This is a genomic window from Patulibacter medicamentivorans, from assembly GCF_000240225.1.
Classification (GTDB): Bacteria; Actinomycetota; Thermoleophilia; order Solirubrobacterales; family Solirubrobacteraceae; genus Patulibacter; species Patulibacter medicamentivorans.
In genome coordinates, this window is record NZ_AGUD01000014.1 from 1 (window position 1) to 19,131 (window position 19,131).

Here is a 19,131-nt window from a genome sequence, read left to right on the forward strand (position 1 = left end):
CGCGACGCCGGCGCTGCCGGGCTGAGCCGCGGCGGCGCGGCGCCGCCGCCGGGCCGATCCGCGGACCGGCCTGCGCCGGCCCGTCGCCCGGCCCGTCCTACAGCCCGAGGATCTCGCGCGCCAGCTTGGTGACCTCGCCGCCGTCGGCGCGGCCCTTGGTCTCGCGCATGACGTGGCCGACGATCGCGCCGATCGGCTTCATGTTGCCGCTCTTGAGCTTCTCGACCACGTCGGGGTTGGCGTTCAGGGCCGCCTCGACGATCGGACGCAGCTCGTCGCCGCCGCCGATCGCGGCCAGGCCCTCGCGCTCGACGATCGCCTGCGGCTCGCCGCCCTCGGCGACCAGCGCGTCGAGCACCTGCTCGCCGGCCTTGCGGGTGATCGCCTTCGAGCCGACCAGCTGGACCAGCGCCGCGAGGGCGGCCGGCGCGACCTTCGAGCGGGCCGGATCGGACTCGGCGTCCTCGTCCGCCTCGAGCCGCCGGACCAGGTCGTTGCCGACCCAGTTGGCGATCTGCTGGCGGTCGCCGTCCGCCCCGGCGGCGGAGACGACGGCCTCGTAGTAGTCGCCCAGCTCGCGACGGAACGCCAGCAGGCGGGCCGACTCCTCGTGCAGCCCGTGCTCGCCGCGGAAGCGCTCGGCGCGGTCCAGCGGCAGCTCGGGGATCGCGGCCCGCGCCTGGTCGACCAGCTCGCTCGGCACGCGCAGCGGCGGCAGGTCGGGCTCGGGGAAGTAGCGGTAGTCGTGCGATCCCTCCTTCGAGCGCAGCGACGTGATCGCCCCGGTCCGCGGGTCGAAGTGCAGCGTCTCCTGCTCGACCGTGCCGCCGGACTCGAGGATCCGGGTCTGGCGGGCGATCTCGGCGTTGACGCCCTGCTCGATGAACCGGAACGAGTTCATGTTCTTGAGCTCGGTCTTGGTGCCCAGCTCGGTCTCGCCGACCGGGCGGATCGAGACGTTGGCGTCGCAGCGCAGCGACCCCTCCTCCATGTTCACGTCGCTGACGCCCAGCTGGCGCAGCGTCTCGCGCAGCAGCCGCAGCCACGTCGCGGCCGCCTCGGCGGAGTGGATGTCGGGGCGGGTGACGATCTCCGCCAGCGGGGTGCCGCCGCGGTTGTAGTCGACGACCGACGAGGTCGAGCCGCCGATCCGCCCGCTCGCGCCGGCGTGGACGAGCTTGGCCGCGTCCTCCTCCAGGTGCACGCGCTCGAGCCGCACGTCGCCGAGCTGCCCGCCCGAGACCAGCGGTTCGTCGAACTGGCTGATCTGGTAGCCCTTGGGCAGGTCGGGGTAGAAGTAGTTCTTGCGGTGGAAGACCGAGCGGTCGGCCAGCTCGCCGCCGAACGCCAGGCCGATCATCAGGCCCAGCCGGACCGCCTCCTGGTTGACCACCGGCAGCGTTCCGGGCAGGCCCAGGCAGACCGGGCAGGTGCGGGTGTTCGGCGGCTCGCCGAAGGTCAGCTCGCAGGCGCAGAACATCTTCGTGCGCGTGGCCAGCTGGACGTGGATCTCCAGCCCGATCACGGGCTCGTAGGCGGTCATGCGGCACCTCCGTTCGCGGCCCCGCCATCGGTGACGGCGTCCAGGCCCAGCGCCGGCGTCCCGTCGAAGCCGATCGCCTGCTCGAGCGCGTGCGCGGCCTCGAGGATCCGCTGCTCGCTGAAGACCGGGCCCGACAGCTGGAGCCCGACCGGCAGGCCCTCGGAGAGCCCGCAGGGGATCGAGATCGCCGGCACGCCGGCCAGCGAGAACGGCAGCGTCGACGTGTCCGCCTGGTACATCGCCAGCGGGTCGTCGACCCGCTCGCCGAGCTTCCAGGCGACGGTCGGGCTGGTCGGGGTGGCGATCAGGTCGACCTGCTCGTGGGCGGCACGGAAGTCCTCCACGATCTTGGTACGGACCTGCTGCGCGCGACCGTAGTAGGCGTCGTAGTAGCCGCTGGAGAGCGCGAAGGTGCCGAGCATGATCCGCCGCTTGACCTCGGGACCGAAGCCGTCGTGGCGGGTCCGCGTGTAGAGCGACACCAGGTCGTCGGCGTCGACGCGGTTGCCGTAGCGGACGCCGTCGAAGCGCGAGAGGTTCGACGACGCCTCGGCCGGAGCCAGCACGTAGTAGGCGGCCAGCGCGTGGCGGGCGTGCGGCAGGGCGACGTCGGTGACCTCGGCGCCCAGGTCCTCGGCACGGCGCAGCGCCGCGTCGAAGGCGGCGCGGACGCCGGGCTCGACGCCCTCGCCGAGCAGCTCGACCGGGACGCCGATCCGCAGGCCGTCGAGGCGCTCGGCGGTCGGCAGGCCGAGCTCGTCGGCGCCGCCCCAGCCGATCGAGGTCGCGTCGCGCGGGTCGACCGGTCCGGTCATGTGCTGGAAGAGCAGCGCGGTGTCGGCGACCGTGCGGCTGATCGGGCCGGCCTGGTCGAGCGACGAGGCGAAGGCGATCATCCCGTAGCGGGACACGGTGCCGTAGGTCGGCTTCAGCCCGACGACGCCGCAGAGCGCGGCCGGCTGGCGGACCGAGCCACCGGTGTCGGTGCCGAGCGCGACCGGGGCCAGGCCGGCGGCGACCGCCGCGGCCGAGCCGCCGGAGGAGCCGCCCGGGACCCGGCTGCGGTCCCACGGGTTCCTGACCGGGCCGAAGGCCGAGTTCTCGTTCGAGGACCCCATCGCGAACTCGTCCTGGTTGGTCTTGCCCAGGATCGTCGCGCCCGCCTCCTGCAGGCGGGCGACGACGGTCGCGGTGTAGGGCGGCCGGTAGCCGCGCAGCAGGTTCGAGCAGGCGGCCGTCGGCACGCCGGTGATGCAGAAGAGGTCCTTGATCGCGACCGGCAGCCCGGCGAGGACCGTGTCGGCTCCCGGGACGCCGCGATCCTCGCCGCCGAAGCCGCCGGCGCCGGCGGTGGTCGGATCGTCGGCGAGCCAGGTGAAGCTGTTGGTGTCGTCGGCCGCCGCGCGCTGGCGGTAGGCGTCGAAGAGCTCCCGCGGGGAGAGCTCCCCGCGGCGCAGTGCGGCGGCCGCCTCGACGGCGGTGAGGCTGATCGGATCGGTCATGGAGGTCAGGCCTGCGGGCTCGGGACGCGGAAGCCGTCGTCGGAGGCGTCGGGCGCCTGGTCCAGCGCCACCTCCCGGGGCAGCGACGTGTGCGGCTGGTCGGCGCGCAGGCGGCTCTCGGACGCCAGCACGTGCGCGGTCGGCGCGACGCCGTCGAGGTCGAGCTCGCCGATCGTCTCCAGGTGGTCGAGCACGGCCGACAGCTCGCGCGCCATCGGCTCGATCTCGTCCTCGTGGAGGTCGAGCCGGGCGAGCGCGGCCACGTGCAGAACGGTGTCGCGGTCGATCACCCCGCGGATGCTAGTGGCCCTCGCGCAGGGGCGACGGGCGAGCCCTCAGCCCTCGGCCGGCGGGTCCGGGCGCGGTGCGGGAACCGGACGTGGCGGCGGCGGGTCGAAGCGGCTCTCGGGGGCGCCGCGGCGCTCGTCGGCCATCGCGACCCAGAGACCGACCAGCGCGACCAGGATGCCGGCCAGGCCGACCCACGTCCCGATCGCCGGATCGAGGCCGTCGCCCGGCGTCGCCAGCAGCGTCCGCACCAGGGTGCCGAGCAACGTGATCGCCCCCAGCGTCCCGGCCAGGATCAGGCTGACGACCGCGCCGTAGGTCGGACGGCCGAGGCCCGCCCGCTGGGCCAGCACGAGCGCGACGAGCACGCCGAGCCCGAAGAGGACGACCAGGTCCTCCCAGGGACGGCCGAGGGCCGAGAAGCCCCACCGCCCGCCGCCGGAGCGCGAGAACCAGTCGAGGAACAGCGAGGCCGCCAGCGCGACGAGACCGCCGAGCGCCAGCAGCTCCCCGTGCCGCAGGCGGCCGACGTGCATCAGTCCTCGCCGGCCTGCAGGCGCGCCGCCTGCACGGTGTTGTCGAGCAGCTTGGCGATCGTCATCGGGCCGACGCCGCCGGGGACCGGGGTGATCGCCCCGGCGACGGCGAGCGCCTCGTCGAAGGCGATGTCGCCGACCAGCGCCGAGCTGCGGCCGGCGGGCGGCTCGGCGAGCCGGTTGATCCCGACGTCGATCACGGCGGCGCCGGGCTTGATCCAGTCGCCACGCACCATCTCGGCGCGGCCGACGGCGGCGATCAGGATGTCGGCGCGGCTCGCGACGTCGGCCAGGTCGGTGGTCCGCGAGTGCGCGATCGTGACCGTGGCGTTGCGCTCCAGCAGCAGCTGGGCCATCGGCTTGCCGAAGAGGTTCGAGCGCCCGATCACGACCGCCTCGGCGCCCTCGATCGCGACGCCGGCCGCGTCGAGCAGGCGGATGACGCCAGCCGGGGTGCAGGAGCGCAGGCCGGGCAGGCCGAGCGCGAGCCTCCCCGCCGACGCGACGGTCAGGCCGTCGACGTCCTTGTCGGGGTCGATCAGGTTGGTCAGCTCGACGCCGTCGAGGTGCCCGGGGACCGGCAGCTGGCAGAGGATGCCGCTGACGTCGGGGTCGGCGTTGAGCCGCTCGATCAGGGCCACCACCTCGGCGCGCGAGGCGTCGGCGGGCAGCCGGTGGTCGAAGCCCTTGATCCCGACCTCGGCGCAGGCGCGCTGCTTGCCGCCGACGTAGACCGCGCTAGCGGCGTCCTCGCCGACCAGGATCGTGGCCAGGCCCGGCGGGCGGCCGTGGCGCTCGACGAACGCCTCGACCTCGCGGGTGACCTCGGCGCGGACCTCGGCCGCGACCTGCTTGCCGTCGATGATCGTCGCGGACATCGGGCAGGAGGCTAGCCGAACGCCCCGCGCGACCGGCTCAGACCGGCTCGAGCCGCGCGAAGCCGGCGATCAGGCGCCGTTCGCCGTGCTCGTCGAAGTCGACGACGATCACGTTGTCGTCGACGGTCACGACGTCGCCCTCACCGAACTTGCCGTGGCGCACACGCTGCCCGACGACAACGTCCGGCGCCTCGTCGCCCGCCCCGCCGGCCGCGGCGCGACCGGCCGATCCCAGCTCGCTGCCGCGCCGCAGGCCCAGCTCGGCCAGCGTCCTGCCGCTGGTCGAGCCGCCGCCTCCGCCGCCGACCCGCCCGATCCGGCCGGCGTCGTAGCGCGGGCGCGGCACCGCCTGGACGCCGCCGCTGAGGGCCTCGGGCGAGGACTCGTCGAGCGCCTCGACCGGCAGCTCGCGCAGGAAGCGGCTGGGGACCTGGGACTGCGGCGGGCCGTAGAGGCCGCGGCGACGGGCCCAGGTCAGCGACAGGTGCCGGCGGGCGCGGGTCAGGCCGACGTAGGCCAGGCGCCGCTCCTCCTCCAGCTCGCCGGCGTCGATCGCGCGGCTGTGCGGGAAGACGCCGTCCTCGCAGCCGATCAGGAAGACGCTGTCGAACTCCAGCCCCTTGGCGTTGTGCAGCGTCATCAGCGTCACGGTGCCGTCCGGGTGGTCGCCCTTCTGGTCAGCGTCCGAGAGCAGCGCCGTCTGCTGCAGGAAGCGGTCGAGCGGCCGCAGGCTGGCCCGCTCGTCGTCGGGCTCGGCGCTGGCGTCCTCGTGGTCGAACTCGTCGGCGTAGGCGTGCAGCTGCTCGAGGTTCTCCAGCCGGCCCTCGTCCTGCGGGTCGTTCGACGCCTCGAGCTCGGCCCGGTAGCCGGTGACGCGCAGGATCGCCTCGACCAGGTCGGCGATCGTGCTGCCGGCCAGGACCGCCTCGCGCAGCTCGTGGACCTGCTCGGCGAAGGCCCCGACCGAGCGGATCGCGGCGGTCTTCAGCCCGGCGGCGGCCGGGTCGTCCAGCACCTGCAGCGGCGTGACGCCGAGCGTGCTGGCGTGGGCCAGCAGCCGACCGACCGTGGTGTCGCCGATCCCGCGCTTGGGGCGGTTGACGATCCGGGCGAAGGCGACGGTGTTGGCCGGGTTCAGCAGCCAGGCCAGGTAGGCGAGGACGTCCTTGACCTCGGCCCGGTCGAAGAAGCGGACGCCGCCGATCACCTGGTAGCCGAGCTCGGCGCCGGTCAGCGCGGTCTCGATCGCGCGCGAGAGCGCGTTGGTGCGGTAGAGGACGGCCATCTCGCCCAGCGGCGCGCCCTCGCCCGCCAGCCGCTCGATCTCGGCGACGACCCAGCGCGACTCGGCGTGGTCGTCCGGCAGCGCGCGGACCCGGACCGGGTCTCCGGCCCCGAGGTCGGTCCAGAGGTGCTTCTTGCGCTGGTTGGCGTTGTGCTCGATCAGGCCGTTGGCGGCGTCGAGGATGTGCTGGGTGGAGCGGTAGTTCTGCTCCAGCCGCACGACCTTGGCGTCGGGGAAGTCGTCCTCGAAGTCGAGGATGTTGCGGATGTCCGCCGAGCGGAAGCCGTAGATCGACTGCGCGTCGTCGCCGACGACCATCAGGTTGCGGTGGCCGGGCTCCTCGCCGGCGAGCGGCCCGAACTCGTCGTCGGGGTCGAGGTGCATCGGGTCGTCCATGCAGAGCAGCTGGAGGAACCGGTACTGGGCCGGGTTGGTGTCCTGGTACTCGTCGACGAGGACGTGCTTGAAGGCGTTGCGATAGCGCTCCCGGACCTCGGGGAAGCGCTCGAAGAGGTCGACCGTGCGCCCCATCAGGTCGTCGAAGTCCATCGCGTTGTTGGCGACCAGCGCCTGCTGGTAGCCGCGGTAGGCGTCGACGACCGTGCGGTCGTAGAAGCCCGCGGCCTGCTCGGCCGCCTGCTCGACGCTGCGCAACCGGTTCTTGTGGTCGGAGATCCGGTTGTGGACCGAGCCGGGCGTGAACCGCTTGGTGTCGGCGCCCTGGCTGTCGAGCACCCGCTTGAGCAGCCGCTTGGCGTCGTCGGAGTCGTAGATCGTGAACTGCCGCGAGTAGCCCAGCCGCTCGGCCTCGACCCGCAGGATCCGGGCGCAGGAGCTGTGGAACGTGGAGACCCAGAGGCCGCGCGTCGAGCGGCCGAGCAGGTCTCCGACGCGATGGCGCAGCTCGGCCGCGGCCTTGTTGGTGAAGGTCACGGCGAGGATCTCCCCCAGCCCGACCTGCCCGGTCCGGACCAGCCACGCGACCCGGTGGGTGAGCACCCGCGTCTTGCCGGACCCGGCGCCGGCGATCACCAGCAGCGGGCCGCCCTCGTGGGTGACGGCCTCGCGCTGCGGCTCGTTGAGCCCCTCGAGCAGCTCGGCGGCGTAGGCGTCGACGGAGGGCACCCATCGAGGATAGGAGTCCGCGCGGCGGGCGGCGTGGCCGCCGCGTCGGAGCCGGCCGCTACGGTGCACGCATGTCCCTGCCCGACGAGGTGCGACGCCACGTGGCCGACGTCGCCGGCCGCGCGCGGTTCGTGACGATCGACCGCGAGACCCTCGACGCGCTCGAGCCCGGCCCGATCCCGCCGCAGGACGCGACCCGCCACTTCCACGAGGGCGAGCCGGCGGACGTCGCCGACTACGTGCTGACGCTGAACGCGATCAACTTCGGCTCCGGCTGGTTCCCGACCCTGCGCAAGCGCCCCGATTCCAGCGGCTACTGGACGATCGCCTGGGCGCTGGCGGACCGCTTCCGCGATCGTGGCCCGTGGACGCCGGCCGAGTTGCGGGGGATGACGGCGGAGGAGGTCGCCGGGGTCCTCGGCCAGGAGCCGGGGCACCACCTGATGGCGCTCTACGCCGAGGCGCTGCGGGCGCTCGGGGCGTTCCTCGGCGAGCGGCGCGCCGCCGACGTCTTCGCGGCCGCGGACGGCTCGGCGGCGCGGCTGGCCCGGGCGGTCGTCGACGGGATGCCGTTCTACCGCGACCACGGCCTCTACAAGCGCGCCCAGATCCTCGGCAGCGACGTCGCGACCTTCGGGATCGGCGAGCTCCGCGACCTGGACGAGCTCACGATGTTCGCCGACAACCTCGTGCCGCACGTCCTCCGCTGCGCCGGGGCGCTGGTCTACGACGAGGATCTCGCCGCCGCGATCGACGAGGGCGACCTGCTGCCGCTGCACCGCGCGGAGCACGAGATCCGCTGCTGCGCGGTCCATGCCGTCGAGCTGCTGAGCGCCCGCACCGGCGTGCCGGCCCGGCACCTGGACGCCTGGCTGTGGGACGCCGGCCAGCGCCCCGAGGTCAAGGCCCGCCCCCGCCACCGCTGCCGCACCGTCTTCTACTGAGTGGTCCGAATCGGCCTGCCACGTCACCCCGCAAGCAGTTCTCGGGATCCGAGCAAGCCGCCCCGCCGCGCCAGGAGACCTACTCGCCGTCCTTCTTCGCGTAGAGGATGACGGTCGTGTCGGGGCTGACGCACCTACCGGCCGACGGGGACTGGCGAACGTCAACCCAGTTGCGATCCCAGAGGAGAGCTCGCCCCTTTCCTGTCGCGTCTTCCTCGCTCAGGTTGTAGAGGCCCGCAGCCTGCATCGTGTCCTGCCCAAGCTGGTGGTCCTTGCCGACCACGTTCGGCACCTCGATGCAGCCATCTCCGCCCTCGCTCGCGCTGGTGTCCGCCTCGTGGGTCTCCGGCTCGGAAGGCTCCGCCTTCTCGGTCTTGGTGACGGTCTTCGTCTCCTGCCCCGCCGCTGGTTCGACCACCTTCTCGATGACGGTCGTCGCTCCGCCGTCGCTCGACCCACAGCCCGCTACGCCGAGAGCGAGCACGCCCAACAGGGCCATCGTCTGTGTCACCCGCATGTCCCGCCCTTTCGTCCCCTTGCCCAAGAAGCGAGCAAGAGCAACCAGCGTAGCCGATGGTGTTTGCAGTTCATCGAGGCGGCTTGAGATGCCCGGTCGCGCCTATTCACCAAAGCCCTCCGAGACGCTCGGCGCAGCGGTTGGAAATCGCGAGCCGCGAGACCGCGAAGCGGTCCGGCGTTAGCGTGAACGGGCCAGCGACTCCGGACCGGGATTCACTGCGGGTCCGCCGTGCGCTCGTGACGGCCGGGCTGCCCGGAGCCGGGGCTCAGCCGCCGGCGGGGCTGCGGCCCTGCTTGGGGCGCAGCTCGTGGATCTGGGCGCCGGGCTCCGCCGCGGACGAGGACGAGTCGACGTCGCGGGGCTCGGCCGGGGCCGGGCTGCCGCCGAGGTCGCGGACCTGCTGCTCCAGCTCGACGACGCGGCGGCCGAGGGCGCGGACGGCGTCGGCGACGGGATCGGGCAGGTGGATCCAGTCGGCGTCGGGGCCCTCGACCTTGCGACCGTCGATCCGCACGGGATGGCCCGGGTTGCCGACGACGGTCGCGTTCGGGGGTACGTCGGTGATCACGACGCTGTTGGCTCCGACCTTGGCGCCGTCGCCGACCGTGATCGGACCCAGCAGCTTGGCGCCGGAGCCGATCGTGACGCGGTCGCCGACCGTCGGATGGCGCTTGCCGACCTGGAAGCCGGTCCCGCCGAGCGTCACGCCCTGGTAGATCGTCACGTCGTCGCCGATCCGGGCCGTCTCGCCGATCACGACGCCCGAGCCGTGGTCGATGAACAGGCCCTGGCCGATCTCGGCGGCGGGGTGGATCTCGATCCCGGTCAGCGTCCGCGAGACGTGGGCCAGCAGCCGCGGCAGCAACGGAACCCCTCGCCGCTGCAGGCCGTTGCTGATGCGGTGCGCCAGCAGCGCCTGGACGCCGGGCCAGGTCGCGAGGATCTCGAACGTGCTGACGTCCCGCGCCGCGGGATCGCGCTCACGCGCGGCGCGCACGTCACGACGAAGCTCCGCGAGCGCGCGCGGGCGAGTCCCGGGGCCGGCCATCTCCATGAAGGCTAGCGCGACGGCGAGGGCCGCCCTCAGCGCGGCTGGAAGAACGGGAGGCTGGCGTAGCGCTCGCCGCTGTCGGGCAGGATCACGGCGATCCGCTTGCCCTTGGATTCCGGCCGCTCGGCGATCCGGATCGCGGCGCTCAGCGCCGCGCCCCCGGACAGGCCCGCGAGCACGCCGCAGCGACGGGACACGGCCCAGGCGGTGTCGATCGCGTCGTCGTCGGTCACCGTCAGGATCTCGTCGACGACGCGGCGATCGAGCACGGGCGGCACGAAGCCGGCGCCGATCCCCTGGATCCGGTGCGGACCGGGACGCTCGCCCGAGAGCACCGCCGACGACGCCGGCTCGACCCCGATCACGAGCGTCTTCTCGCTCTTCGCCTTCAGCGCGTGCCCGACGCCGGTGATCGTGCCACCCGTGCCGATGCCGGCGACGAGGACGTCGACCCGGCCGTCGAGCTGCTCGAGCAGCTCCGGGCCCGTCGTCTTCTTGTGGATCGCCGGGTTCGCCGGGTTGGCGAACTGGTCCGGCATCCAGACGTCGTCGCTGTCGGCCAGCGCGCGGGCGGCCTCGACCGCCTCGGTCATGCCGCCCATCGACTCGACGACGTCGACCTTCGCGCCGAACAGCCGCAGCAGCGTCTCGCGCTCGCGGCTCATCCCCTGCGGGAGGGTGATCACCAGCTCGTAGCCGCGGGCGGCGGCGACGAACGCCAGGCCGATCCCGGTATTGCCGCTGGTGGCCTCGACGATCGTCGTCTTGCCGGGGGTGATCCGGCCTTCCTTCTCCGCCGCGAGCACCATCGCGAGGGCGATCCGGTCCTTGACCGAGCCCCCGGGGTTGTACTGCTCGAGCTTGCCGTAGAGCTCGGCGCCGCTGCCCTCGGGCTCGAGCGCCGCCAGGCGCACGACCGGCGTGCGGCCGATCAGACCGGTGATGTCGGTGATCTCGTCAGCCATCTCAGATCCAGTACATCGTCTGGCCCTGTTCCCGGGCCTCGCGGTCGATGACGTCCTGGATCGTCGTGCTGGCCAGGACCTCGCGGGCCGCGGCGGCGACCTCGGCGAAGACGCCCTTCGAGTCCTGGCCGAGCGGGCCGTCGAGCATCTCGACGACCTCGAGGACCGTGATCTCGCGCGGGTCGCGTGTCAGGACGTAGCCGCCGTGGACCCCGCGCTGGGAGCGCAGCAGGCCGGCACGGCGGAGGGTCGCGAACAGCTGCTCGAGGAACTGACCGGGGATCTCCCGGCGGCGAGCCAGCTCGGCGACCGGCACCGGGGTGGTCATGCCGCCCGCCCGGCCGAGCTCGGTCAGGGCCTGGACGGCATAGGGCGACTTGGCGGTGATCGAGAGCATCAGGTGGTCCGAGGGCGGGCTCGCATCGGAGCGGCGTCCTCGTAGGCTGTCGATCCTATGGCAGGGGCCGGACCGCACGTCACGCCGAGCGCCCGCGCCGGGCTGCTGGCGCCCCCGCTGCTGCTGATGGGGCTGATCTGGTTCCTGAGCGCGCAGAGCGATCTGAAGACCGACCTCGGGACGATCGACCTGGTGCTGCGGAAGTGCGCGCACGTGACCGAGTTCGGCCTGCTGACGCTGCTCTGGACGCGCGCGGTCGACGGCTGGCGGCGTGGCGGAGCGGGAGGACCGCTGGCGCTGCTGGGGCGCTGGTGGGGCCGGTCGCTGGCGGTCGGCGCCGCGATCGCGGTCGTCTGGGCCGCGATCGACGAGGCCCACCAGGCCCACGTCCCCGGCCGGGTCGGGACGCCGCGCGACGTGGCGATCGACGCGCTCGGGATCGCGGCCGCGGCGCTGCTCGTCCGCTGGGCCGCGCGACGCCGGGCGTCGCGGCCGCGACCCGCGTAGGCGCCGCGGCGCAACCCGGATCCGCCGACGACCGGTGGATCGAGGCTCAGAGCCAGCCGCGCTCGACGGCGATCAGGACCGCCTGGGCGCGGTCGACGGCGCCGAGCTTGCCGTAGATGTTGTGGAGGTGGGTCCGCACGGTGCTGGTCGACAGCCCCAGCTCGCCGGCGATCTGCTTGTAGACGCGGCCGGCGGCGAGTCGCCGCAGGACCTCCATCTCGCGCCCCGACAGGGGGCACGGCGCCGCCCCACGCGACCGTCGCGGCGCCGGCAGCGCCTGGTCGTAGAGCAGCCCGCGCAGCACCGGCGCGTCGATCCCGACGTTGCGCGCGACGCGCATCAGGACCTGCGGCGAGACCTCGTCGCCGTGAGCGTGGTGGGCGAGCAGGTCCGCCAGTCGCAGGACGGAGACGTCGCGGTCGGCCTCCTCGGCGTGATGGCGCTCGACCAGCCGCGCGAGCTCGCGCGGGAGGCCCCAGCGGCGCATCAGCACGCCGCCGACCAGGGCGTGGTCGACGCCGAGCTCGCGGCGCTCGCTGACCAGCCGCTCCTCCGGCGTGGCGTCGGCCGCCAGCAGCTTGTCGGGGTAGCCCTGGTGGGCGTGGCGCAGGACGAGCTTGCCGACGTCGTGCAGCAGCGCCGCGGACGAGAGCAGGTCGACGTCGATCTCGTCGAGGACGCCGGCGATCCGCTGGATCGCCCCCTGGACGGCGGCGACGTGACGGCGGTAGGCGTCGGCCTCGCGCCCCCAGCCACCGCTGCGATCGAAGAAGTCGACGGTCCGGGTCCGCTCGGCCAGCACCCGCAGCGAGGGCGGGGTGACGGCCTCGATCGCCTCGGCGATCGACGAGACGCGGCCGGCCGATCCGGTGTCCAGGCGGTTGGCCAGGCGCAGTACCGAGAGGCCGAGGCCGAGATCGGTCTCGATCGCCGACACGACGGCGGCTGGATCGATCGGCTCGGCGTCGAGCGCGGCGAACAGGCGCGACTGCGACTCGCCCAGGGCCGGGAAGCCCTCGAGCGCCTCGAACGCCGCCGTCAGGCGACGCCCGTGCTGCTCGTTGGGACGCGTCGGAACCGCAGCCATCGACACCCGGGAGCGCCCTGATGACCCGCCGGCGGCGGGGACGGGCGGGGTGAGCGTGGCGGCGGAAGGTCTCACGAGCAAGTCTGGGGTCGACACCAGGGCTCTGGACGTATCGGCAGTTTCGGCATCGAACTTGAGTCCGGTTGCCTGGACAGCGATCGGTCACTATGTCCGCGTACTACGTATCCCTTGGTCCACAGTGACGTTTTGGCCCGCAGGCCGAACCATTTTCGATCGCGTGGCGGACGGCTCAGCCGGCAAGCACGGTGTCGATCCGCCGCAACGTCTCGTCGCGCCCGAGGGCCGCCGCCGATTCGAAGACCCCGGGCGAGATCGCGGTTCCGGCCAGCGCCACCCGCACCGGCTGGAAGACGTCCTTCGCCTTCGCGCCGCGCTCCCCGACCAGCGCCCGCAGCGCGGCGTCGACCGCCTCGACCGAGAACGGGTCGAGCCCGGCCAGGGTCTCGCGGGCGGCCGCCAGGTGCTCGCGGTGGGGTGCGTCGAGCCACTTCTCCCGCGCCGCCGGATCGTCGACGGGACCGGTGAAGAGGAACCCGGCCAGCGGCCAGAAGTCCTCGACGGTCTGGATCTTCTCCTGGCTGATCTCGACCGCCGTCCGCAGGAGCTCCTCGCGGCCGGCGATCGCGTCGCCGTGGCCGCTCCGCCGCAGGTGCTCGGCGATCGTCGCGGTCAGGCCGTCGAGGCCCTGCGCCCGCAGGTGCTTGCCGTTGAGCCAGCGCAGCTTCTGCTCGTCGAAGCGGGCGGGGTTCTTCGACACCCGGTTGACGTCGAAGCGCTGCTTGAGCTGCTCACGGGTCAGTTGGGTCTCGTCGTCCTCGTCGCCCCAGCCGAGCAGCGCCAGGTAGTTGATGACGGCGTCGGGCAGGTAGCCGGCGTCGCGCAGCTCCTGGACGGAGGCGGCGCCGTGGCGCTTGGAGAGCTTCTTGCCGTCGGGCCCGTGCAGCAGCGGCAGATGGGCGAAGACCGGGGCCTCGGCGCCGAGCGCGGCGTAGACCAGCAGCTGCTTGGGGGTGTTCGACAGGTGGTCCTCGCCGCGGACCACGTGCGTGATCCCGGCGTCGAGGTCGTCGATCGCGACCGCCAGGTTGTAGAGCGGGCTGCCGTCGCCGCGGGCGATCACCGGGTCGTCGAGGTGGACGTTGCGGAAGGTCGTGTCGCCGCGGATCAGGTCGCGGACGACCGTCTCCCCCTCCGGCACCCGCAGGCGCACCGCGGCGCTGTCGTCGTCGCCCGCCGCGCGCGTCGGATGGTCGGCTCCGCGGAAGCCCTTGTCGGCGCCGTGCTCGGCCTTGTACGCCTTGACGTCGTCGGCCTTGGCGTGCGAGCGGTAGGCCTTGTCCTCGGCCAGCAGCTGCTGGATGACCGCCCGGTGCCGTGCCTCGTGCTGCGTCTGGAAGGCCGGGTCCCCGTCCCAGTCGATGCCCAGCCAGCGCAGCGCGTCGAGAATCTGCTCGACGTTCTCGGGAGTCGAGCGCTCGCGGTCGGTGTCCTCGATCCGCAGCAGCAGCTCGCCGCCGGAGCCGCGGGCCATCAACCAGTTGTAGAGGGCCGTCCGGGCGCCGCCGATGTGCAGGGCGCCGGTCGGCGAGGGAGCGAAGCGCACGCGCATGCGGCCAAGGCTAGGGAAGCGCGGCCGCGCGGGCCCGCCGGTCGTCGGGCGACCGGCGGGCCCGCGCTCATCCGGTCACGCCGCCGCCGCGTGCACGACTGGGTCGCACCTGGATCGTCGCGCCGGCACGACGGACGGCCTGGCCGTCCACCGCGGCCGTGGCCACGTTGCGCAGCCGCAGCGGTCGCGTGCTCGCGAGCACGCGGGTGCGGATCTTGACCGTCCGTGGCTTCCCGGGCACGACGTCGCGCACGGTCACGCAGCCGCGTCGCCCGCGGATCCGCAGTCCGTCGCGAGCCGCGAACGCGAGCCCCCGCGGCAGCGTGTCGCAGACCTCGGCCTGCGCGACGCGGCCGCCGATCGCCCGGATCCGGATCCGGAAGTCGACGCGACCGCCGGCTCGAACGCGACTCCGGGAGGCGCGCTTGCTGATCGCGATCCGGCCGCTGGGCGACGGTCCCGGGCCCGCTCCCGGACCGGGTCCCTGCCCCGGGCCGGGGCCGCCGGGGCCGGGGCCGGGGCCCGGCCCGGTCCCTGGCCCGGGACCGGGAGGCCGATCCCCGACCACGAGCGAGTCCTCTGCGTGGTTGGCCGGATAGGGGTCGATCAGGTCGCTGCCGGCGTCCGCGGCGTTGAGCAGCGTCGCGCCCGGGCTCGCGGCATCGTCGACGCGAACCGTGATCGCGACGGTGAACGCCTGCGCATCGCCGATCGCCAGGTCGCCCACGGCGCAGCTGACCGTCCGGCCCGCCGCCGTGCAGCGCGGGTCGCTGCTGGACACGAACGTCAGCCCGGCCGGCAGCTCGTCGACGATCCTCGCCGCCGTCGCCACGCTTGGCCCGGCGTTGACCAGCCGCAGGTCGAAGATCCCGGTCTCGCCGGGAGCGATCGGCGTCCGAGTCCGGGTCAGCTTCGTCAGCTGCAGATCGGCCGCGGGCCGGGCGATCGTCGTCGTCGAGTCGTCGTTGTCGGACGGGTCGGGATCGGCCGTCGCCGAGCCGACGGACGCGCGGTTGTCGAAGCGGCCGCCGCGCAGGATCCGCCCGTGGACCCTGACCGTCGCCGTCGCCCCCGCCGGCAGCGAGGTCGCCGTGCAGACGATCGCCCCGCCGGTCGGGGGATCGCACGCGAGCGGCGGGTCGGCGCTGGTGGAGACCCACTCGTAGCCGTCCGGCAGCGGATCGCTCAGCCGCACCCGCTCTGCCGCTCCCGGGCCGTCGTTGTGGATCGTCAGCCGGTAGTCGAGGTCATCGCCCGCCACCGGCGGGTCGTTCGAACCGACGATCTCGACCCGCTTCGCGACGGAGAGGTCGGCGCTGGCGTCGACCCGCAACTCGGCGCTGGCCTCGTTGTCGGCGAGGTTGGCCTCCGTCGTCGCCGACGCGGCGGTCGCGACGTTGGTGATCGTGGTGTCGTTGCCGGCGACCCGCGTGCGGATCGTGATCGTCGCGGTCGCGCCCCGCGGCAGGTCGCCGAGCTGGCAGCTGACCGCGGTCGTGCAGGTCCCGCGGTCGCTGCTGACGTCGAGGACCGTCAGGCCGGGAGGCATCGGGTCGCTGAGCGTGGCCGCGACCGCCGTCGACGGACCGGCGTTCTCGACCGCCACCGTCCAGGTCACGACGTCGCCCTCGATCGCGCGAGCAGCATCGGACAGCTTCGTGACCCGCAGATCGGCGCGGCTCGTGCCGGGCGCGGCATCGGTGGCGGCGTTGTTGGCCGGGTTGGCGTCGTCGCCGCCGGCGACGACGCCGGTGTTGGCGACCTGCGCGGGCAGCGGGTCGGCGGCGGTCGCGACGAGCTCGATCGGCGGCAGGTCCGCTCCCGGCGCGACCGTCGCCGTGGTCGTGCAGACGACCCGCCGGTCACCTCCCGGCTGCGGGGTGACGGTGCAGCTCCATCCGGACCCCGACGCGGACGCGACGGCGGAGAAGGCACCGCCGTCGACGTCGTCGGTGACGGTGATCGGGCCGACGCTGGAGGCGCCGCCGACGTTGCGGACCGTCAACGAGAAGGTCGTGTCGAGACCGGCGACGATCGAGCCCGCATGGCTCTTGGCGATCGTCAGGTCGGGCGCGACGACCGGGGTGACCGCCGGCGGGCTCGGCACGTCCCCGAAGACCGTGCCGAGGGTCTGGGCGTCGAAGCCGGCGTGGGCCACGTTGGTGATCTGGGCCCCGTCGACGACGTCGCCGTCGACCGTGACGTCGAAGGTGAAGCGCAGCGACTCGCCCGGGGCCAGCCTGCCGCCGGCGGTCGCGCTCGCGTTCGCGCCTCCTCGCAGCACCAGGGTCCGTGAGGCGCCGTCGTACTCGCCGACGTCGTCGCCGGCGGCGTCGGTCGGTCCCGCCGCCCCCGGACCGCCCGGGCCCGCGGTCTGGCGAAGCGTGCCGGCGACGTAGCCGACGCCGGCCGGGAGCGGGTCGCGCAGGATCAGGTTGCCGGCCCCGTCGAGGCCGCTGTTGCGGTACTCGACGACGTAGCGCAGCCGGTCGCCGTGCCGCGCCGGCTCGCCGGGACGGGTCACGTTCTCCACCGTCTTGGTCGCCTCGAGCTTCGGCGCGTAGAGGTCGGTGGCGAAGGTCACGACGCCCGGCAGGTAGGCATCGCCGTTGGTCGTCAGGGTCAACGAGGCGCTCGTCGCGCCGTTGGCGAGGAACCCATCGGCCTGGACGATCTTGGCGTCGAACCCGAGCGTGTTGGCATGGTCCGGATCGCCGCCGGCCAGCCGCACCCCGTCGCGAGAGAGCGTGCTGTTGAAGAAGTTCGTCGCCGGCGTCAGCGCGTCGGTCAGCCGGCGGCCGTCGAGCGACGCGGTGTCCCCGGTCGTCCCGCGGTCGCCCTCGGCCGCGACGACGCCGACGCGGGTCCGGACCTGTCCCGCCGGCGGGGTCTGGAAGCCGCTGATCTGGATCGTCGACGGCGGCGCGGTCGAGTTGATCGACTTGAGGCCGTCGAAGACCGTGAGGTTGCGGGCGGGCTGCGACGGGTCCTCGACCACGACCACCAGCGCCCAGCCGGCCCAGAGGTCGGTGGCGCCGGTCCGGGCCGCGACGCCGCCGACGGTGTAGGCGCCGCCACCTGCGGCCTGGACGATCGACGTCACGTCCTGGAACCCCTGGTAGGCCTGGTGACCACCGATCGTCCCGGTGTCGAGAACGGTGCCGGTCGGGCCCAGCGTCCGGTAGGCGCCGTCACCGGGCGCTCGGAACCGCACGCTCCTGCGTGCGTTCTGGTCGGCGAGTCCCTGCCCGTCGGCCGTCCAGTAGAGCCCCGCGAAGAGCACCCGCGAGCCTGCGGGGAGGTCGAGGCGCGCCCGCGACGAGTTCGCCGTGCTCGGATCGCCGTCGACGTCGACGGGCTGCATCGTGAAGCCGTTGTTGTTGCCGGTGCCGCCGGCCTGGGCGGCGCTGCAGCCGCTGGCCGACGACGCGCAGGTCATCAGGGTGTTGGCCGCCAGCAGCACGTCGCCGGAGGCGTTGGTCGAGAACCGTGGCGTGAACTCGCGATCCGCCGCCGCCAGCGCCGGGAACCCCAATATGCCGGCGACCATCGCCAGCGCCACCCACCACGCACCATGTGACCTCATGCAACCTCCAACCGTTTTGGTCGGCGGACAGTAGCCCGTTCAGGGGATCCGAGTGGGCCACCAGGGCGGAAGGCTGGACGGACGTGCGAGGAGCCGAGCCGGCTCAGGCCGCCCGTGCCCCGTTCACCAGGTCCGCCAGCTCGCGCGCCGCCCGCTCGACCGACGGGTCGGGCAGGTTGCCGAAGCCGATCAGCAGCACCGGCCCCGCCAGCGGGTGGTCGGGCATCCCCTCGGCGACCCCCGGGGTCTCGCCGACGACGCCGCCGTGGAGGGCGATCCCGCGCTGCCACGCGCGCCGCAGCAGCAGCGCGACGTCGACGTCGGGGGGCAGCCGCAGCGTCAGGTGCAGGCCGGCGGCGACCCCGAGCGCCTCGGCCTCCGGCAGCTCGCCCTCCAGCGCTCGGCGCAGGTGGTCGCGGCGGCGGCGGTAGCGGTCGCGGCTGCGGCGCACGTGGCGGTCGTAGGCGCCGGAGCCGATCATCTCGGCCATCGCCAGCTGGACGAGGACCGAGGTCCCGCCGTCGGCCCAGCCCTTCGCGTCGGCCAGCGGGCCGTAGAGCCGCTCGGGAGCGGCGATCCAGCCGAGCCGCATCGCTCCCGCCAGCGTCTTGCTCGCCGTGCCCAGGTGGACGACCCGCTCGGGATCGCTGCCCTGGATCGCCGGAGGGGCGTCGCGGTCGTAGCGGTACTCGCCGTCGTAGTCGTCCTCGAGCACCAGCGCGTCGTGGGCGGTCGCCCAGGACAGCAGCGCGGCGCGGCGCTCGGGCGACAGCACCCCGCCGAGTGGGAACTGGTGGGCCGGCGTCACGAGCACGGCCGCGACGTCGCGATCGGGCAGCGCGTCGACGTCGAGCCCGTCGCGGTCGGCGGGCACGGCGACGGTCTCGACGCCGGCCCGCCGCAGCAGCTCGTGGTGGAGCGGGAACCCGGGCGCCTCGACGACGACCGGGCCGCGACCGCGCAGCGCCTCGCCGAGCAGCGCCATCGACTGGGTCGTGCCGGAGGTGATGAGCACCCCGTCCTCGCTCGTGCGGACGCCGCGGGCGCGGCCCAGGTACGCCGCGAGCGCGCCGCGCAGCGTCGGGGTGCCGCGCCCGTCCATGCCCTCGAGGACGCCGTCCGGCGCCTCGCGCAGGGCCGTCGCCGAGGCGTCCGCCCAGGCTCGCCGCGGGAACGCGCCCAGCTCGGGGACGTAGCTGCGGAGGTCGATCCGCGGCGTCGGCGGGAGCCGGCTCGAGACGGCCGGCGGGGGCGACGTCGCGGCGCCGTCCGGCCGCTCCCGGCCGG

Annotated in this window: 16 protein-coding genes; 2 read left to right on the plus strand and 14 right to left on the minus strand. The window is 73.9% G+C overall.

Going from position 1 to position 19,131, the window contains the following annotated elements; translation table 11 throughout:
- Window positions 1–97: 97 nt before the first annotated feature.
- From gatB to PAI11_RS02265, 6 genes are read right to left on the minus strand one after another with little or no spacing between them, the layout of a single operon-like run.
- Window positions 98–1,543 carry an Asp-tRNA(Asn)/Glu-tRNA(Gln) amidotransferase subunit GatB gene (gatB, locus tag PAI11_RS02240; protein WP_007570404.1) on the minus strand — a complete coding sequence of 482 codons (1,446 nt, stop codon included), beginning with the start codon at window positions 1,541–1,543 and terminating at the stop codon, window positions 98–100.
- Window positions 1,540–3,045 carry an Asp-tRNA(Asn)/Glu-tRNA(Gln) amidotransferase subunit GatA gene (gene gatA / locus PAI11_RS02245; RefSeq protein ID WP_007570406.1) on the minus strand — a complete coding sequence of 502 codons (1,506 nt, stop codon included), beginning with the start codon at window positions 3,043–3,045 and terminating at the stop codon, window positions 1,540–1,542. Before gatA ends, gatB begins: the two co-directional genes overlap by 4 nt.
- A gap of 5 nt (window positions 3,046–3,050) precedes the next feature.
- Window positions 3,051–3,335, minus strand: a complete 285-nt coding sequence (gene gatC / locus PAI11_RS02250; protein ID WP_007570408.1) for an Asp-tRNA(Asn)/Glu-tRNA(Gln) amidotransferase subunit GatC — start codon at window positions 3,333–3,335, stop codon at window positions 3,051–3,053.
- A gap of 45 nt (window positions 3,336–3,380) precedes the next feature.
- Complete coding sequence (locus tag PAI11_RS02255) at window positions 3,381–3,869, minus strand: hypothetical protein (protein WP_007570410.1); 489 nt, start codon at window positions 3,867–3,869, stop codon at window positions 3,381–3,383.
- Window positions 3,869–4,747, minus strand: a complete 879-nt coding sequence (folD, locus tag PAI11_RS02260; protein ID WP_007570413.1) for a bifunctional methylenetetrahydrofolate dehydrogenase/methenyltetrahydrofolate cyclohydrolase FolD — start codon at window positions 4,745–4,747, stop codon at window positions 3,869–3,871. The genes PAI11_RS02255 and folD overlap by 1 nt, the downstream gene beginning before the upstream one ends.
- Window positions 4,748–4,784: 37 nt before the next feature.
- Entirely contained in the window at window positions 4,785–7,157 is a 2,373-nt protein-coding gene (locus PAI11_RS02265; protein ID WP_007570415.1) for an ATP-dependent helicase, read from the minus strand.
- Between the two features lie 71 nt (window positions 7,158–7,228).
- On the opposite strand from PAI11_RS02265, the gene PAI11_RS02270 reads away from it, so the two are divergent.
- Window positions 7,229–8,101: a queuosine salvage family protein gene (locus PAI11_RS02270; protein WP_007570417.1), complete on the plus strand. Its 873-nt coding sequence runs from the start codon at window positions 7,229–7,231 to the stop codon at window positions 8,099–8,101.
- Window positions 8,102–8,180: 79 nt separating this feature from the next.
- Here PAI11_RS02270 and PAI11_RS27985 read toward each other — a convergent pair whose 3' ends face one another.
- The 4 genes from PAI11_RS27985 to PAI11_RS02290 all read right to left on the minus strand — a co-directional run bounded on the left by PAI11_RS27985 (window position 8,181) and on the right by PAI11_RS02290 (window position 11,034).
- Window positions 8,181–8,591: a hypothetical protein gene (locus PAI11_RS27985; protein ID WP_244406498.1), complete on the minus strand. Its 411-nt coding sequence runs from the start codon at window positions 8,589–8,591 to the stop codon at window positions 8,181–8,183.
- 295 nt (window positions 8,592–8,886) lie between these two features.
- Window positions 8,887–9,669 (minus strand): serine O-acetyltransferase, encoded by a 783-nt coding sequence (cysE, locus tag PAI11_RS02280; RefSeq protein WP_007570419.1) that lies wholly within the window; start codon window positions 9,667–9,669, stop codon window positions 8,887–8,889.
- Between the two features lie 35 nt (window positions 9,670–9,704).
- Entirely contained in the window at window positions 9,705–10,637 is a 933-nt protein-coding gene (gene cysK, locus PAI11_RS02285) for a cysteine synthase A (RefSeq protein WP_007570421.1), read from the minus strand.
- 1 nt (window position 10,638) lies between these two features.
- The gene (locus PAI11_RS02290; RefSeq protein WP_007570423.1) at window positions 10,639–11,034 is read right to left on the minus strand and encodes an RrF2 family transcriptional regulator; all 396 of its coding nucleotides are present in this window, start codon (window positions 11,032–11,034) and stop codon (window positions 10,639–10,641) included.
- 57 nt (window positions 11,035–11,091) lie between these two features.
- Between PAI11_RS02290 and PAI11_RS02295 the strand changes: the two genes are divergently transcribed.
- Window positions 11,092–11,541 (plus strand): VanZ family protein, encoded by a 450-nt coding sequence (locus PAI11_RS02295; protein ID WP_007570425.1) that lies wholly within the window; start codon window positions 11,092–11,094, stop codon window positions 11,539–11,541.
- 46 nt (window positions 11,542–11,587) lie between these two features.
- Here PAI11_RS02295 and PAI11_RS02300 read toward each other — a convergent pair whose 3' ends face one another.
- The 4 genes from PAI11_RS02300 to PAI11_RS02315 form a co-directional block, all read right to left on the minus strand.
- Window positions 11,588–12,628 carry an HDOD domain-containing protein gene (locus tag PAI11_RS02300; protein WP_007570427.1) on the minus strand — a complete coding sequence of 347 codons (1,041 nt, stop codon included), beginning with the start codon at window positions 12,626–12,628 and terminating at the stop codon, window positions 11,588–11,590.
- Between the two features lie 250 nt (window positions 12,629–12,878).
- Entirely contained in the window at window positions 12,879–14,258 is a 1,380-nt protein-coding gene (gene gltX / locus PAI11_RS02305) for a glutamate--tRNA ligase (protein WP_007570428.1), read from the minus strand.
- Window positions 14,259–14,325: 67 nt separating this feature from the next.
- Window positions 14,326–17,844 carry a DUF11 domain-containing protein gene (locus tag PAI11_RS23785; protein ID WP_081488207.1) on the minus strand — a complete coding sequence of 1,173 codons (3,519 nt, stop codon included), beginning with the start codon at window positions 17,842–17,844 and terminating at the stop codon, window positions 14,326–14,328.
- A 103-nt stretch (window positions 17,845–17,947) separates the two neighbouring features.
- The coding region (locus PAI11_RS02315) for an aminotransferase-like domain-containing protein (RefSeq protein WP_050897072.1) at window positions 17,948–19,131 on the minus strand (1,184 nt) is incomplete at its 5' end.